Here is a 16,926-nt window from a genome sequence, read left to right as displayed (position 1 = left end):
AGCTCCTAAAATTTTAAATAATATGGCAACAAAAGAGTACTTCCCGGGTATAGGGAAAATTAAGTTCGAAGGTAAAGATAGTAAGAACCCGATGGCATTTCGTTATTACGATGCCGAGAAAGTGATTAACGGCCGCAAGATGAAAGACTGGCTGAAGTTTGCAATGGCGTGGTGGCATACACTTTGTGCCGAGGGCGGTGACCAGTTTGGAGGCGGAACCAAACAATTTTCATGGAACGGTGACCCTGATCCCTTACAGGCAGCCAAGAACAAGATGGATGCAGGTTTTGAGTTTATGCAGAAGATGGGTATTGGATATTATTGTTTCCACGACGTAGACTTGGTTGCAGAAGCTGATACCATCGAGGCCTATGAAGCCAACCTGAAAGAGATGGTTGCCTACGCAAAGCAGAAGCAGGCCGAAACCGGTATCAAACTATTGTGGGGAACAGCCAATGTATTCAGCCATGCCCGTTACATGAACGGTGCGGCTACCAATCCCGATTTCGATGTTGTGGCCCGTGCTGCCGTTCAGATTAAGAATGCGATTGACGCCACTATAGAATTGGGGGGGACAAACTATGTCTTTTGGGGCGGACGCGAAGGATATATGTCGCTGCTGAATACTGACCAGAAACGAGAAAAAGAACATCTGGCACAAATGCTCACCATTGCCCGTGACTATGGCCGCGCACAAGGTTTCAAAGGCACCTTCCTGATTGAGCCGAAACCCATGGAGCCGACCAAGCACCAGTATGATGTCGACACCGAAACTGTCATCGGTTTCCTGAAAGCTCACGGGCTGGAACGCGACTTCAAAGTGAACATTGAAGTGAACCATGCCACCCTTGCGGGACATACATTTGAACACGAACTGGCAGTGGCTGTAGATAACGGTATGTTAGGATCTATCGATGCAAACCGCGGCGACTATCAGAATGGATGGGATACCGACCAGTTCCCGATTGATAACTTCGAACTGACACAAGCCATGATGCAGATTATCCGTAATGACGGATTGGGCAACGGCGGAACAAACTTCGACGCCAAGACCCGCCGGAACTCTACCGATCCGGAGGATATTTTCATTGCCCACATTGCCGGAATGGACGCGATGGCACGTGCTTTGGAAAGCGCAGCCAATCTGCTCAATGAATCTCCTTACCGGAAGATGCTGTCCGAACGCTATGCCTCGTTCGATACAGGTAAAGGGAAAGAGTTTGAAGAAGGTAAAATATCTCTGGATGAACTTGTTGCTTATGCAAAATCCAATGGTGAGCCGAAACAAACCAGTGGTAAACAAGAGTTGTATGAAGCGCTCGTTAACATATACTCACTATAAGTCCGTACAATGCGGTTTGCAGACAGTTTCCGTCTGCAAACCGTAATTCAAAAAAGCTAATGCCATGAATCATACCAACGAAGGTAGCAAGCTCTACCTGTATTCCATTACATCGGTAGCCATCCTGGGCGGACTGTTGTTCGGCTATGACACCGCTGTGATTTCGGGAGCTGAGAAAGGGCTCGAAGCCTTCTTCCTCACAGCCACAGATTTTCAATACGACAAAGTGATGCACGGCATCACCTCTTCAAGTGCACTGATTGGTTGCGTACTGGGTGGTGCATTGTCCGGCATCTTTGCTTCACGGTTGGGTCGCCGCAACTCGCTGCGACTGGCTGCCGTTCTCTTTTTCCTTTCGGCACTGGGGTCATATTACCCCGAGTTCCTGTTCTTTGAATATGGAAAAGCTGATATGAACCTGCTTATAGCCTTTAACCTTTACCGCATCGTAGGTGGTATCGGTGTGGGGCTGGCATCTGCCGTCTGTCCGATGTATATTGCCGAAATAGCACCATCCAATATCCGGGGTACACTGGTGTCCTGCAATCAGTTTGCCATTATTTTCGGCATGCTGGTAGTCTACTTTGTAAACTTCTTGATTTTGGGTGACCACCAAAATCCGATCATCCTGAAAGATGCCGCCGGTACACTTTCCGTCAGCAGCGAATCGGATATGTGGACCGTAACCGAAGGATGGCGATACATGTTTGGTTCCGAAGCTTTTCCGGCTGCCTTCTTCGGCATGCTGCTCTTCTTTGTACCTAAAACTCCCCGCTATCTGGTGATGATCGATCAGGATCAGAAAGCATATTCCATTCTAAAGAAAGTGAACGGAGCCGCCAAGGCACAAGAAATCTTGGCGGATATAAAGGCTACTTCGCAGGAAAAGGCAGAAAAACTGTTCACTTATGGCGCAACAGTGATTGTCATCGGTATTCTGCTTTCCGTCTTCCAGCAGGCCATCGGCATCAATGCCGTACTTTATTACGCACCTCGAATATTCGAAAATGCCGGTGCCGAAGGCGGAGGAATGATGCAAACCGTCATTATGGGGATTGTCAACATTATCTTCACACTGGTAGCCATCTTTACCGTCGACCGTTTCGGTCGTAAGCCCTTACTCATCATCGGGTCCATCGGTATGGCGGCCGGAGCATTCGCCGTTGCCTTGTGCGACAGCATGGGCGTTAAGGGGATACTTCCCGTGCTGTCGGTAATTGTATACGCAGCCTTTTTCATGATGTCGTGGGGACCTATTTGCTGGGTACTGATATCCGAAATCTTTCCCAACACCATCCGTGGCAAAGCCGTAGCCATTGCCGTAGCATTTCAATGGATATTCAATTACATTGTTTCGTCCACCTTCCCTGCCCTCTATGATTTCAGTCCGATGTTTGCTTACAGCCTTTATGGGGTCATTTGTGTGATTGCCGCACTGTTTGTATGGCGTTGGGTGCCCGAAACCAAAGGAAAGACATTGGAAGATATGAGTAAACTTTGGAAAAAACATTGATGGGAGAGGATTCTTGCCCCATTCCACTTTGAAAGCAGAATGGTCTGAATACTGACCGAACGTAGCATATACTTATCTATTGCTGACATGCACTTTTTATGAATCCGGCGAACCGGAAGCGTAATAACACGAAGCCTATAGTCCTACCCCTTTCAGAAGTAACGTGAGAGGGGTAGAACAATAGGCTTTCGGACAAATTACAGTAAGCAAAGAGAGAAAATGGTTACTGCATTTGCTCATTATGCCGTAACCATCCCGTCCGGATGATTACTACATTTGCCCCATATGGTATAATGATATTATAAAATGGTAAGAACGCAGACCTTTTTTCTCTATTTGAGCGCAAAAGATCAACAAGCGAAAAATAGAAAAAAGATCACTGTTTAGAGTCAACTCCGATCATAAAGATTAAAATAACGCAAGCCTGTTGTGCATATTGTAATAAATACGCGCAATAGGCTTGCATTCTTAAATAGACTGATTCAAATTCCGGGCGTTTTTTTTGTCCGCCTTGCCCGTTGGACAGAAATATGCTATTCTACACGCAGTAGATTATCAAAAAGACAGATCTTTCAGAATGTCTTTTATCCTTTCAAACTGTCCGTCCGTTTTCTCCGGAGTGATCTTCATCAAATACGCCAGTAACGGATAAATATCTACATTGACAAAACCTTTCGATTCATATCCTTCCTTAAAATCGGGACCGCAGGCACGAAACATTACTTGCATATCCGGACTTTGCGGAAAATAACCATGAGCACCTTTCAGCGCACGCGGCACGTCGGTAAATTGCCATCCCAATTCGGGAGCCACTACAATATCTCCAACACGGTCACTGCTTCCGTAATTCAGCTCAGCAGGAATCTCTTCTTTTTTCCAAACATGGATGTGGGCTACATTCTTTAAAGCATTGTATACCGAGTCACGATATTCCGGCTTGGTAAAGATAGAAGTCGGTGTCCGCCCGTCTACCGCTTCGCACCATTCCGGACGCAGATATTTATTCATATCTACCACCCGGTTGTCACTGATTTCCGTCATCCCATGATCGGCAGTAACAATCAGGTTGACATCTTTTCCGAAGGGGAGAGCAGCGATTCCCTGTCGCAACATTCCTATCAGACTATCCATACGATGTACGATAGCGGCAGCTTCCGCGCTGTGAGGACCATGATGATGCGTCACTCCATCCGGCTCCTCAAAGTAAAGCATAACAAAACGGGGACGTTCCGCTTCCGGCTTTCTCAGCAGAGCTATGGTCGAATCTACCCGTTGCTCAAAAGTAAGACGGGGCTTTTCTGCATATTCCCGGTAATAAGTGGGGTAGCAACCTTTAATGGCAATATCCGAACCTACCCAATAGATGTTTCCTGTTTTTACACCTTGCTTCTGAGCTGTTATCCAAATCGGTTCACCCAGATAATAGTCGGGATTGTTTCGTGTGGCAGGATCTCCCATGGAGTATTGCCGATGCCGTTTTACATCCCAGAAAGTGTTGTTGATAATACCGTTATGGTCAGGTACCAGCCCCGTAGCCAATGTATAATGGTTGGGGAAAGTAGATGCCGGATAGGAGGGGAGCATAGTTGCCTTAACCCCTTCGCGGGCCATCTGGTTCAGGTTAGGGGTATCATACATCTCCGGGTAATCCCAGCGGAAGGCATCCAACGAAACAATTACGGTGTAGTGCGGAGCCTTGTCCTGCGCTGCCAAAGTAAAAATAAAGAAAACATAGCAGCAGAAAGAAATAATAAATTTACGCATACTCTTGATAGTTGTTATGAAGTGCAAAGGTATAAAATTATATGAAAGCTGTCCGGTTATAAAGATAAAGCTTACCTTTGCAACGTTTTTTTAATACAAGTTACTATGGATTATCCTCATAAAATTAATAAGGTACAGATCCGTAACCTCCAGATTGAAGATTACGCTCAATTATCCCAATCGTTTACACGTGTATATTCGGACGGAAGTGATGTCTTCTGGACACACGGACAGATTGAGAAACTAATCAAGATTTTCCCCGAAGGACAGATTGTAACCGTAGTCGACGAGAAGATCGTTGGCTGTGCACTCTCTATCATTGTAGATTATGATAAAGTGAAGAACGACCACACTTATGCCCAAGTCACAGGGAAGGAGACTTTCAATACCCACACAGCCCAAGGAAATATCCTATATGGCATCGAGGTCTTTATTCATCCCGAATATCGCGGATTACGGTTGGCACGGCGCATGTACGAATATCGCAAAGAACTTTGCGAAACGCTTAACCTGAAAGCGATCATGTTTGGCGGACGTATTCCGAATTACCATAAATATGCTGACAAGATGCGTCCCAAAGAGTATATTGACCGCGTACGCCAGCGGGAAATCTACGACCCGGTGCTCACTTTTCAACTTTCCAATGATTTCCACGTTCGGAAGGTGATGACCAATTATCTGCCGAATGATGAAGAATCCAAACATTATGCTTGCCTGTTGCAATGGGACAACATTTACTATCAGCCCCCTACACAGGAATACCTCGCTCCCAAAACGACGGTTCGCGTAGGATTGGTGCAATGGCAGATGCGCAGTTACAAAACTTTGGACGACCTTTTCGAACAAGTAGAATTTTTCGTTGATGCCGTATCCGACTATAAAAGCGACTTTGTGCTTTTCCCCGAATACTTTAATGCGCCACTGATGTCAAAGTACAATGATAAAGGCGAATCACAAGCTATCCGCGGACTGGCCCAATATACCGAGGAAATCCGTGACCGCTTTATCAATCTGGCAATCAGCTACAATATCAATATCATTACGGGCAGCATGCCGCTAATAAAAGAGGACGGACTGTTGTACAACGCCGGTTTCCTCTGCCGGCGTGACGGAACTTACGAAATGTATGAAAAGCTTCATGTCACTCCGGACGAGATAAAGAGCTGGGGACTGAGCGGGGGCAAACAGTTGAAAACATTCGAAACAGACTGTGCCAAGATCGGCATATTGATTTGTTATGATGTAGAGTTTCCCGAACTTTCCCGGCTGATGGCCGACCAGGGAATGCAGATTCTGTTTGTGCCGTTCCTCACCGATACTCAAAATGCTTATTCACGTGTACGGGTCTGTGCACAGGCACGTGCCATTGAGAACGAATGTTTTGTTGTAATAGCCGGCAGCGTAGGCAATCTTCCCCGTGTACATAACATGGACATTCAGTATGCCCAGTCTGGGGTATTTACACCTTGCGACTTTGCCTTCCCGACGGACGGAAAGCGCGCCGAAGCCACTCCAAATACGGAAATGATCCTGGTTTCGGACGTAGATCTCGATTTGCTGAACGAGTTGCATACTTATGGCAGTGTACGTAACCTGAAAGATCGCCGGAACGATGTATATGAAGTGAGATTTAAGAAGCCGCAATAGATTTTGTCTATTATCCGATAGATATTATAAATCGTTAAACTTTGGTAGCAAACAAAGATTCTGATAGCTTTGTTTCCGAAATGAATCGTTTAATAACTTCTAAAACAAGAAAATTATGAGATCATTAATTGGAAAACAAGCGCCGAAATTTGATGCCACGGCCGTAATCAATGGGCATGAAATCGTTCAGGACTTCTCGTTGGATCAGTATAAAGGGAAAAAGTATGTAGTATTCTTCTTCTATCCGATGGACTTTACTTTTGTATGCCCCACCGAACTGCACGCATTTCAGGAAAAGCTCGACGAGTTTGAAAAACGGAACGTAGCTGTGGTAGGTTGCTCGGTCGACTCTGAATATTCTCACTTCTCCTGGTTGCAGATGCCCAAGAGCGAGGGAGGTATCCAAGGCGTGAAGTATCCTATTGTGTCCGACTTTTCTAAATCAATCTCTGAAAGTTACGGAGTACTGGCCGGAAGCTATGCTCCCGATGAAAATGGCAATTGGGTATGCGAAGGGGCACCGGTGGCTTTCCGCGGTCTGTTCCTGATTGACAAAGAAGGTGTAGTGAGACATTGTGTCATCAACGACTTACCATTGGGACGTAACGTAGATGAAGTACTGCGTATGGTGGATGCCTTGCAACATTTTGAAGAGTATGGCGAGGTTTGTCCAGCCAATTGGTCAAAAGGTAAAGATGCCATGAAAGCAACCGAAGACGGAGTGGCCAGCTATCTGAGTAAACATTAATAGAGAGCATCTGTAAGAAAAAAGGGCGTTTATTGAAAAATAAATGCCCTTTTATAGTTGATAATCCAAATATTATGGCGTTCTTTGCTGCCGAAAACAATTGATCGTTTTATTTTACTCTATTTTCTACTGAATCAGTCGAATCCGGATCTAATCTCAAACTTCTGTTGTTTCTAAATTTATTTATCAATTTTTATTTTTTTTATTTTATGAACATGTACATTGGAAACCTTAGCTATCGTGTTAAGGAAGCAGATTTGAGACAAGTAATGGAAGAGTACGGAACAGTTGATTCAGTAAAACTGATCACCGACCGCGAGACTCGCAAATCTAAAGGATTCGCATTCGTTGAAATGCCGAACGACGACGAAGCCAAAAATGTTATCGCTGAGTTGAACGGTGCTGAATACGAAGGCCGTCAGATGGTTGTTAAGGAAGCCCTGCCTCGTAACTAATCCATTTATAGCATAAAACTAAAAAGGATACTCTGCAAAGAGTATCCTTTTCTTGTTTTTATCCGGCAGACATTACAATGCCTTGCTCTGATTATCATTGGTCAGTGGTTTACCTTTGTACTCTCCGGTCAGTGTTTCCAGGAAAGCTACTATTTTATTCAGTTCATCTTCCGGCAGATTCTTGTCTACCTGATATTTGGCCATATAATCCACGGCCTCCTTCATTGTTTTCATGCTACCGTCATGAAAGTAAGGAGCCGTCAAGGCAATGTTTCTTAAACCGGGAACTTTGAAACGATGTTTATCACGATCATTTTGGGTCTGTTTGAAGCGTCCGTTATCTTCTTCTGTCAATTCAATGCCACGATCTGCAAAATAATCTCTCTTCACACCCATTAACTCGTAAGACTGACCACCCAAAGTTTCACCTACATGGCAAGTAGCGCAATCGTATTTCTTAAACAATTCGTATCCGGCAAGTTCCATATCGTTAATAGCAGTCTTTTCACCTTTCAGATAAAGGTCGAAACGAGAATTGGGAGTGAGCAATGTCTTTTCGAACTCTTCGATAGCGTCAGTGATATTCTTTTCCGAATATCCGTCGGGATATACAGCTAAAAAGGCTTTGGTGAAATTAGCGTCCTGTTCGAGTTTTGCAATGATTTCGTCAAAAGACTGGCAAGCCATCTCGACCGGATTCAACGGAGGACCGGCAGCCTGCTCGGCAAGTGTTCCGGCACGTCCGTCCCAGAACTGCACGAAGTTGTAGGCAGCATTGTATACCGTCGGAGCATTCACACCTCCGAATTGTCCACCTACACCTTCTGAATATTGCTTGTTGTCTACCCCTCCCGTATTCAATCCATGGCATGATGCACATGAAACGGTGTTGTCGGCCGAAAGGCGAGTATCGTGATAAAGCATATCTCCCAAAATCACTTTACGCATATCTACCGGAATGGAATCAGCGATGGGACGCACCGGTTCGTTAGCAAATTCGGCTGAAGCCAGCCCGTTAGCATAATGTGCCAGACGGTGTTGTTTCGCCCACGCCATAGCCATTTCCTTTTTAGCATCTGTCACACTGGCTCCCCAGTGTACCATATAGTAGGCATGTTTGGGCATTGTTCCGTCCATGATCACTTTCTCTACTTTGGCTAAAGCCACTTTTCCTACAGGCTTACCGGCTTTTAAGGCTTCAGCCATTTCGGTTATGTCAAAAGCGCGATAACCTTGTTCCACGTCCTTCTGAACCATTCCGCCGGCAACAGGCCAGCTTGCATAAAAAGGAAGATCCGGACTACCCGAATGGCATTGCAGGCAGCCACCGGAAGTAATGATCTCTTGCATCTGAGCGTCAGCGGCAAGCTCTTTTGACGGAGCCTGATTTACGACGCGGTAAGTGATAGCCAAAGCTCCGACCGTCACCAGTAATGCGATGATAAATTTTGTACTTTTCTTCATTGTGCATTCTTTTAGTTAATTATTACGATTATATAAATGTACACTTTGTTGAGCCGAAGGCAAATAATTTACTCCATACCAACACATCTGCAAAGCCAAAAAGGAGAAAATAAGTATGACATACAGCATCTTTTTACGAAGCCTGTCCCGTAAACGCAGGTGCATATATAATAGGTATCCCATCCAGGTAACCACTGCCCAGGTCTCTTTGGGATCCCAACTCCAATAATTTCCCCAGGCCTCCTTTGCCCATAAAGATCCAAGAAGCATGCCGATCGATAAAAAAGCCACACCAGAATAGACCAGATTATCTGCTGTCACCAAATATTCTTCTTTGTGGTGTACAAGCCCGCAAATAGCAATAATGAAAGCACATCCCAATACAGAGTAGGAGAACATATAAACTGTGACATGGGGAATAAACCAGACACTTTGCAAAGCCGGCATAAGTGATTGGTCATGTATCTCGGGCTTCAGCAAATTGATGATAACAAAGACAGTGGACAGCAGAGTGGAGAAAGAAAGTATCCATCGATATTTCCAGCGAATATACGTCAACAGCCCGGCAATCCCCATAAAAAAGGAATACCACAAACGGGTTTCACCCATAGTGCGAAGAGGAGGGCGTTGCAGAGATATCCATAGCCCGGCAATGAATATCCCCAGACAAGTAATTCCTGCTACAGTCAGTACAACAGCTATTTTACTTTGTCCCGATGAACGAAGTGCCGATATGGCACCCGTAAGCCAAAGGCAGATGGAGACGGTTGCAAACAGATAGAAGTTATCCCAGGTTATCATGATTTAACTTTTTTAGGACCATTAATAAATAGCAGAACAGCTCCTGCCAGCATCATTAAAATACCAGTCACCATTACATATTTCCAAGGTTGACGTACAATCTGAAGAATGCAATATCGGGTATTTCCCACATTACGTGTATCATATCCGGTCAGATAAATATCTTCTCCCAAACGGTAACTGTGAGGATGATTTACTTCAAGCGTAGTTCTCTGCTCTCCAATACGTACATCTGCCGCAAAACGCGAAGGCATCCCGTTCGGATAATACTCTGTATTGAAGGAGTAGAGTTCCAATTCATAATCCAGATAATAGGCTTTCCCATCCATACTATAGGCTTCGCGTCCCGGTTGTCCGGCATAAAGCGGAATCCGTAATGTCTGCACATCGCTGCTACCGAAGAATCCGGCAAATAAAGCGAGCCATAATCCCAAATGGTTCAGGAGAAAACGCTTCTTCGCCGGCACACGATGATAGAAAGCATGGATAACCACCATTGCCAGATTACTCAATAAAAGAAAAAGAATGGCAATGAATATCCAGGAAGTCATAAAGTTATAGCATCCCAATGAGGCTGGGACTCCTGATATGGATGCAGCTTCTGCTTCCGATAATTGGGGAAACAACCCGATAACCAAGCTGCCACCTATTAATAATAAGATTGATAAAATACTTGTCCGGGAAGACAGCAGAAAACGGGTTAACGGCAACTTATTCCCTTCTTTATAGAGACGCCATAATAAATAGACCCATATAACTGCTATAATCACATTCAGAGGGAATGCAAAAAAAGATAAGGGGAAATTGCCTGTCATAGTTTGCAATAATGCCGCTATTACAAAATATGCAGTTACTAATAGTTTTTTGTGCATAGTTGTGCCTTTATATGGTGCAAAGTAAGTAAAAATATGCCAATAAACGTATAAAAGGCTATTAATTTGTATTAAATACAATTTTGAAGTAGATTTAAATTGAAAAGGAACATTGCTATTTATAATATTAGTTGGGGATGACCGGGATACAAAATAAAAGAAAATATAAATTAGTACTTAGAATAAAGTAGCTTTCCAGGAGATTATCTATATTAGCATTCACAAAATAGCTTTAATCATTAAATGTCTAATCTTAAAAACGACAAAACATGAAAACTCCATCTTTAATTCTGATGATAATCATTTTATGTAATCTCAGCATCCCAATAAATGCTCAAGTACTAACCTCCCGCCAGCAAAAAGAAGATTTTGACACCTTATATAGCTTATTATGTCAAGTACATCCGGATTTATTTATGTATCAAACACAAAAAGAATTCGAAGAAAAGCATGATTCAATATATCGCTTGTTAAATAAAGAACGAAACGTTTCTGATTTCTACTTTATAGTCTCTCCATTTGTTGCATCTGTAAAAGATGGTCATACTAATTTCGCAATTCCTGCTACTCCAGACAGAATAGACTATTTGAATCATGGAGGACTGACTCTGCCTTTACGCTTAAAAATAGTAGACGATAAGATAGTAGTTGATTTCCCCTTAATATCCTGTTCGATACAGGAAAATGATGAAATAACATGTATGAATAATATAAATAGTCAAACTATATTAAGCCAATTGTATCTTTTACTGGGAGCTGAAAAAGGGAACGCTATTAAGGAAAATCAATTGACCCTTTATCTTTCTACTTTGCTATGGTATAAATATAATTGGGGTGACAAATATGATTTTACAATTAAAAGGGGAAATAAGATCTGGAAAGAATCATTGAGTGGCATCGGACAAATAGATGCCCTCCCTGTTTTAAAAGCAAAACTTGGAAAAAGCCTGCCGCAATTTAGTTATACTCTAAGCCCCGATAAACAGACTGCTACTCTGCAAATAATGAACTTATATCAATTACCACAACTAAAACAATTTTGTGACTCTGTCTTTTCGGTGATTAACAGAGAACATGTACCCAATTTGATTATAGATATCAGAAATAACAAAGGAGGGTCAAGTGCCGGAGTTGACATGCTTCTATCATACTTATCGCATGATGCTTATACATTATATACTAAAACTGATTTAAAAATCAGTTCATACTCAAAACTGTATAATAAGCAAAAACATCCGGAAACTTATGAAGAGATCAAAAATTTGCCTGACGGATCTTTATTTGCTATTCAAGATTCTTCTGTAGCGGGAAACCGGGATAAAGCAGATATTTATAAAGGAACAGTTACAGTATTGGTAAATGAAACCACTTATTCCGGAGCGTCGACATTTGCATCTGCTATTAAAAAATCTCATGCAGGAAAAATTCTTGGTGAAACCGGCTGCCCAAATGTATATTTTGGCAATTATATGTCATTCACATTACCCAATTCCCGATTAGAATATTATGTCTCACTTAATAAATTCTATGAATAAATGAACTCTCTAAAACGAAAGCGGAATTGTGAACTCCGCTTTCGTTTTAGGATTGTCCTATTGCATTTATTTTGAAGATGTTCCACTCTCAAGAATACTGACAATTGAAAAGAGGGTGAAGCAAATAGCCCCTAAACCGGCTAATACGCGTGCAGGGATAAAATAATCATCGTGCGTCGTACCTAATTCGAAGACGAAAGAGGCCAGAAACAGACAAGCTAATGCTGTCAATACCGGAATCAGAGGTATACGGTTGGCCAAAGCAAATTCTCGCCCCCAGATTTTAGCCAGCAAAATTACTTTACTGGAAATACTGTAACAAACAAGACCAAGCCCAATCATGATATATCCGATTACCCCATTAGTAGTGCTTGAATCGGCAAAAATAACAGACAGCCCCCAAAGAAGCGATACGGTTCCCATCAACAATACGAGTTTTGGCCATCTTTTACGTTCTCTATCGGTATACACATTTCTGATTTGACGGGCAATAGTAGCGACCAAAGCAATCAGGCTTGTGCAAATGCAAGCCAGACCTGCCATCACATGCCCTGCTACAAAATAAGCAGGATGTACATCGCTTTTGGCCAATAAAACAAAAGCCCATATCCAAGCAATCAACGATACAATAATAGCTATTGTTTTTAATACAAGTTCTTGACCTTTAGTAAACGCTCCTTTAGGAATACCATTACCAATCATTTTTGAGTTGGCAGGAATCAGTGAAAAACGGGTAGAAGATGTTGCAGCGGTTGCTACACAAGTAGTTATCAGTCCTACTCCGGCAACCACATGCCCAGCCACAAAGGAAGAGGCAGAGGCAGATCCGGTAAACATACAGATTCCACCAATAATAGTAACGGCAGCAGCGAGATAACCGATAATAGGCAGTGCGTACAAAGAACCGCGCCCATAAGTATGTATGATTTGCCGGATAATAGTAGCAGCCGTTGCAAACAATGCAATACAAATCATGCCTAATGAAAAGACTACAGGACCTGCCACCAATCGGTTAGAATCATCTCCATATACACTGATAAACGCTCCGTAGCCGAAACAAAACAGAGCCATCGCCAAAGGAATTGCTCTGAACAATATACTAATACCGTAATTCATAACATATAGGGTTTTAAAATTTCCCTGATAAACAAGGCATATAGTTTTTTGTTTTGCTCCCCTTACTACTTTTTACACTCTTTTCACAAGGTGGCCCTTCCTGTCAGACTGAAATTAAAAAGGCTTTTCTTGTATGAAAACGAATGTTTTTGTACATTTGCACCCTTAAAATAGGGAGGGTATCCCGATCTTAAATTGTAAAATAGTAAAATTGTAAATATAGCCATGAGCAAGAAATTTGCCGAATATTCGCAGTTCGACCTCTCGCAGGTGAATAAGGACGTATTGAAAAAATGGGACGAAAACCAGGTTTTCGCCAAGAGTATGACAGAACGTGAAGGCTGTCCTTCGTTTGTTTTCTTCGAAGGGCCTCCATCAGCTAACGGTATGCCGGGTATTCACCATGTAATGGCTCGTTCTATAAAAGATATTTTCTGTCGTTACAAAACGATGAAAGGATATCAAGTGAAACGTAAGGCAGGTTGGGATACACACGGGCTCCCTGTAGAATTAGGTGTAGAAAAGTCTTTAGGGATCACCAAAGAGGATATTGGAAAAACAATTTCTGTAGCAGAATACAATGCTCATTGCCGTCAGGATGTAATGAAATTCACAAAAGAATGGGAAGACCTGACTCATCAAATGGGGTATTGGGTGGATATGAAGCACCCGTACATCACATACGACAACCGTTACATCGAAACACTGTGGTGGTTATTGAAACAATTGTATAAAAAAGGATTACTTTATAAAGGATATACTATCCAGCCATATTCTCCGGCAGCCGGGACTGGATTAAGTTCGCATGAGCTGAATCAGCCGGGATGCTATCGTGACGTGAAAGACACAACGGTAGTGGCACAATTTAAGATGAAGAACCCTAAACCCGAAATGGCAGAGTGGGGTACTCCTTATTTTATAGCATGGACTACTACTCCATGGACACTACCTTCGAATACAGCACTTTGTGTAGGTCCTAAAATTGACTACGTTGCAGTTCAATCGTATAACGCATATACAGGACAGCCAATCACGGTAGTATTGGCAAAGGCATTGTTGAATGCACATTTCAGCCCGAAAGCAGCCGAACTGAAACTGGAAGATTATAAACCAGGTGATAAGTTGGTTCCTTTCAAAGTAATTGCTGAATATAAAGGTACCGATTTGGTAGACATGGAATATGAACAATTAATTCCATGGGTAAATCCGGGAGAAGGTGCTTTCCGTGTAATACTGGGCGATTATGTAACAACAGAGGACGGTACGGGTATTGTACACATCGCTCCGACATTTGGTGCGGATGATGCTCAAGTGGCAAAAGCTGCCGGTGTGCCTCCATTACAGTTGGTTAATAAAAAAGGTGAACTTCGTCCGATGGTAGATCTGACCGGTAAATTCTATACTTTAGATGAGTTGGATGAAGATTTTGTAAAACAGCGCGTTAACGTAGATTTATACAAAGAGTATGCAGGTCGTTTCGTGAAGAATGCTTATGATCCGAATCTATCCGATCAGGATGAATCATTGGATGTAAGTATCTGTATGATGATGAAAGTTAATAATCAGGCTTTCAAAATAGAAAAGCATGTGCATAATTACCCGCACTGCTGGCGTACAGACAAACCGGTGCTTTATTATCCGCTGGATAGTTGGTTTATTCGTTCTACTGCGTGCAAAGAGCGCATGATAGAGTTAAATAAAACCATTAACTGGAAACCGGAATCTACCGGAACCGGACGTTTTGGCAAATGGCTGGAAAACCTGAATGATTGGAATCTGAGCCGTTCCCGTTACTGGGGTACTCCGTTGCCTATTTGGCGAACAGAAGACAACAGCGACGAGAAATGTATAGAGTCGGTTGAGGAGTTATATAATGAAATCGAAAAATCGGTTGCCTCAGGGTATATGCAATCGAACCCCTATAAAGATAAAGGTTTCATACCGGGTGAGTATAATGAAGAAAATTATAATAAGATAGATCTCCATCGCCCATATGTAGACGATATTATTCTTGTTTCAAAAGATGGTAAGCCTATGAAACGCGAAACAGACCTGATTGACGTATGGTTTGATTCGGGTGCGATGCCTTATGCACAGATCCATTATCCATTTGAAAATAAAGAGTTATTGGATAGCCATCAGGTATATCCGGCAGATTTCATTGCAGAAGGTGTGGACCAGACACGTGGATGGTTCTTCACTTTACATGCCATTGCAACCATGGTATTTGACAGTGTTTCATACAAAGCAGTCATTTCAAACGGATTGGTATTAGACAAGAATGGCAATAAAATGTCTAAACGTTTAGGAAATGCAGTTGATCCGTTCTCTACCATCGAGAAATATGGGTCCGATCCCTTGCGTTGGTATATGATTACCAATTCTTCTCCATGGGATAACCTGAAGTTTGATGTAGAAGGCATCGAGGAAGTTCGTCGTAAATTCTTTGGTACTTTATACAACACCTATTCTTTCTTTGCTTTGTATGCTAATGTAGACGGGTTTGAATACAAAGAGGCTGATGTTCCGATGAGCGATCGTCCAGAAATTGACCGATGGATTCTTTCTGTACTGAACACATTAATAAAGGAAGTAGATACCTGTTATAACGAATATGAACCGACTAAAGCAGGACGTTTAATTTCTGATTTCGTAAACGACAATCTGTCTAACTGGTACGTCCGCCTGAACCGTAAGCGTTTCTGGGGTGGTGGATTCACTCAGGATAAACTATCTGCATATCAGACTTTGTATACATGCCTGGAAACGGTAGCCAAATTAATGGCACCTATCGCTCCTTTCTATGCAGACCGTCTGTATGGCGACCTAATCAGTGCAACAGGACGCGATAATGTAGTTTCTGTCCATCTGGCGAAATTCCCGGAATACAATGAAAAAATGGTAGATAAGGAACTGGAAGCACAAATGCAGATGGCACAAGACGTTACTTCCATGGTGTTGGCATTGCGTCGTAAAGTGAATATTAAAGTTCGTCAGCCGTTGCAGTGTATCATGATCCCTATAGTGGATGAAGCACAAAAAGCCCATATCGAGGCTGTAAAAGCACTTATCATGAGTGAAGTCAACGTAAAGGAGATTAAATTCGTTGATGGTACAGCCGGCGTTCTGGTGAAAAAGGTTAAATGTGACTTCAAGAAACTGGGACCAAAATTCGGAAAGCAAATGAAAGCTGTAGCAGCAGCTGTAGCAGAAATGTCACAGGAAGCTATTGCCGAACTCGAGAAGAACGGCCGTTATACCCTTAATTTAGATGGGGCAGAAGCTGTTATAGAAACTGCAGATGTAGAGATCTTCAGCGAGGACATTCCGGGATGGTTGGTTGCCAATGAAGGGAAATTGACTGTTGCGCTGGAAGTTACTGTAACGGAAGAACTTCGCCGTGAAGGAATTGCACGTGAATTGGTAAACCGCATTCAAAATATCCGTAAATCAAGTGGTTTCGAGATTACAGACAAAATAAAAATAACATTATCTAAAAATCCGCAGACAGATGATGCGGTAAATGAATATAATGGTTATATTTGTAACCAAGTTTTGGGTACATCCCTTACTTTGGCAGACGAAGTAAAAGGCGGCACAGAATTAAATTTCGACGACTTCTCTTTGTTTGTGAATGTAGTGAAAGAATAATTCTAATACTAATAACCT

Annotated in this window: 12 protein-coding genes; 7 read left to right on the top strand and 5 right to left on the bottom strand. The window is 42.7% G+C overall.

From position 1 onward, the window contains the following. Nucleotides 1-22 precede the first annotated feature (22 nt). Entirely contained in the window at nt 23-1,342 is a 1,320-nt protein-coding gene (xylA, locus tag KO473_RS19770; protein WP_005806049.1) for a xylose isomerase, read from the top strand. A gap of 64 nt (nt 1,343-1,406) precedes the next feature. Continuing rightward, a complete protein-coding gene (gene xylE, locus KO473_RS19765) occupies nt 1,407-2,855 on the top strand; it encodes a D-xylose transporter XylE (RefSeq protein WP_022012729.1) in 1,449 nt (482 codons plus the stop codon). Between the two features lie 555 nt (nt 2,856-3,410). On the opposite strand, the gene KO473_RS19760 is transcribed toward xylE, so the two are convergent. Further along, nucleotides 3,411-4,619, bottom strand: coding sequence for a nucleotide pyrophosphatase/phosphodiesterase family protein (locus KO473_RS19760; RefSeq protein WP_122130588.1), 1,209 nt, complete (start codon nt 4,617-4,619; stop codon nt 3,411-3,413). Between the two features lie 105 nt (nt 4,620-4,724). Here KO473_RS19760 and KO473_RS19755 point away from each other — a divergent pair, with 105 nt between their 5' ends. The 3 genes from KO473_RS19755 (at nt 4,725) to KO473_RS19745 (ending at nt 7,469) form a co-directional block, all read left to right on the top strand. Next, a complete protein-coding gene (locus tag KO473_RS19755; RefSeq protein ID WP_005777718.1) occupies nt 4,725-6,266 on the top strand; it encodes a carbon-nitrogen hydrolase family protein in 1,542 nt (513 codons plus the stop codon). Between the two features lie 115 nt (nt 6,267-6,381). After that, nucleotides 6,382-7,014 (top strand): peroxiredoxin, encoded by a 633-nt coding sequence (locus tag KO473_RS19750; RefSeq protein ID WP_005777720.1) that lies wholly within the window; start codon nt 6,382-6,384, stop codon nt 7,012-7,014. A gap of 209 nt (nt 7,015-7,223) precedes the next feature. Further along, nucleotides 7,224-7,469, top strand: coding sequence for an RNA-binding protein (locus tag KO473_RS19745; RefSeq protein ID WP_005777722.1), 246 nt, complete (start codon nt 7,224-7,226; stop codon nt 7,467-7,469). 72 nt (nt 7,470-7,541) lie between these two features. Here KO473_RS19745 and KO473_RS19740 read toward each other — a convergent pair whose 3' ends face one another. Genes KO473_RS19740 through KO473_RS19730 form a run of 3 tightly spaced genes read right to left on the bottom strand, consistent with a single transcriptional unit; the run spans nt 7,542 to nt 10,606 of the window. Further along, complete coding sequence (locus tag KO473_RS19740) at nt 7,542-8,933, bottom strand: cytochrome-c peroxidase (protein WP_005820235.1); 1,392 nt, start codon at nt 8,931-8,933, stop codon at nt 7,542-7,544. Nucleotides 8,934-8,948: 15 nt separating this feature from the next. Beyond that, nucleotides 8,949-9,734: a cytochrome c biogenesis protein CcsA gene (gene ccsA, locus KO473_RS19735; RefSeq protein ID WP_005820237.1), complete on the bottom strand. Its 786-nt coding sequence runs from the start codon at nt 9,732-9,734 to the stop codon at nt 8,949-8,951. Beyond that, nucleotides 9,731-10,606, bottom strand: a complete 876-nt coding sequence (locus KO473_RS19730; RefSeq protein ID WP_122130587.1) for a cytochrome c biogenesis protein ResB — start codon at nt 10,604-10,606, stop codon at nt 9,731-9,733. Before KO473_RS19730 ends, ccsA begins: the two co-directional genes overlap by 4 nt. Before the next feature lie 269 nt (nt 10,607-10,875). On the opposite strand from KO473_RS19730, the gene KO473_RS19725 reads away from it, so the two are divergent. Next, complete coding sequence (locus KO473_RS19725) at nt 10,876-12,141, top strand: S41 family peptidase (RefSeq protein ID WP_181996051.1); 1,266 nt, start codon at nt 10,876-10,878, stop codon at nt 12,139-12,141. A 66-nt stretch (nt 12,142-12,207) separates the two neighbouring features. On the opposite strand, the gene KO473_RS19720 is transcribed toward KO473_RS19725, so the two are convergent. Further along, nucleotides 12,208-13,257, bottom strand: coding sequence for a DUF2776 domain-containing protein (locus KO473_RS19720; RefSeq protein ID WP_005820243.1), 1,050 nt, complete (start codon nt 13,255-13,257; stop codon nt 12,208-12,210). 225 nt (nt 13,258-13,482) lie between these two features. On the opposite strand from KO473_RS19720, the gene ileS reads away from it, so the two are divergent. Next, complete coding sequence (gene ileS / locus KO473_RS19715) at nt 13,483-16,908, top strand: isoleucine--tRNA ligase (protein ID WP_005777733.1); 3,426 nt, start codon at nt 13,483-13,485, stop codon at nt 16,906-16,908. Nucleotides 16,909-16,926: the final 18 nt, after the last annotated feature.

The sequence above is a fragment of the Bacteroides sp. HF-4919 genome (assembly GCF_018860125.1).
Note: the sequence above shows the minus strand (reverse complement) of the source record. Positions and strands in the feature narration are given on the sequence as shown.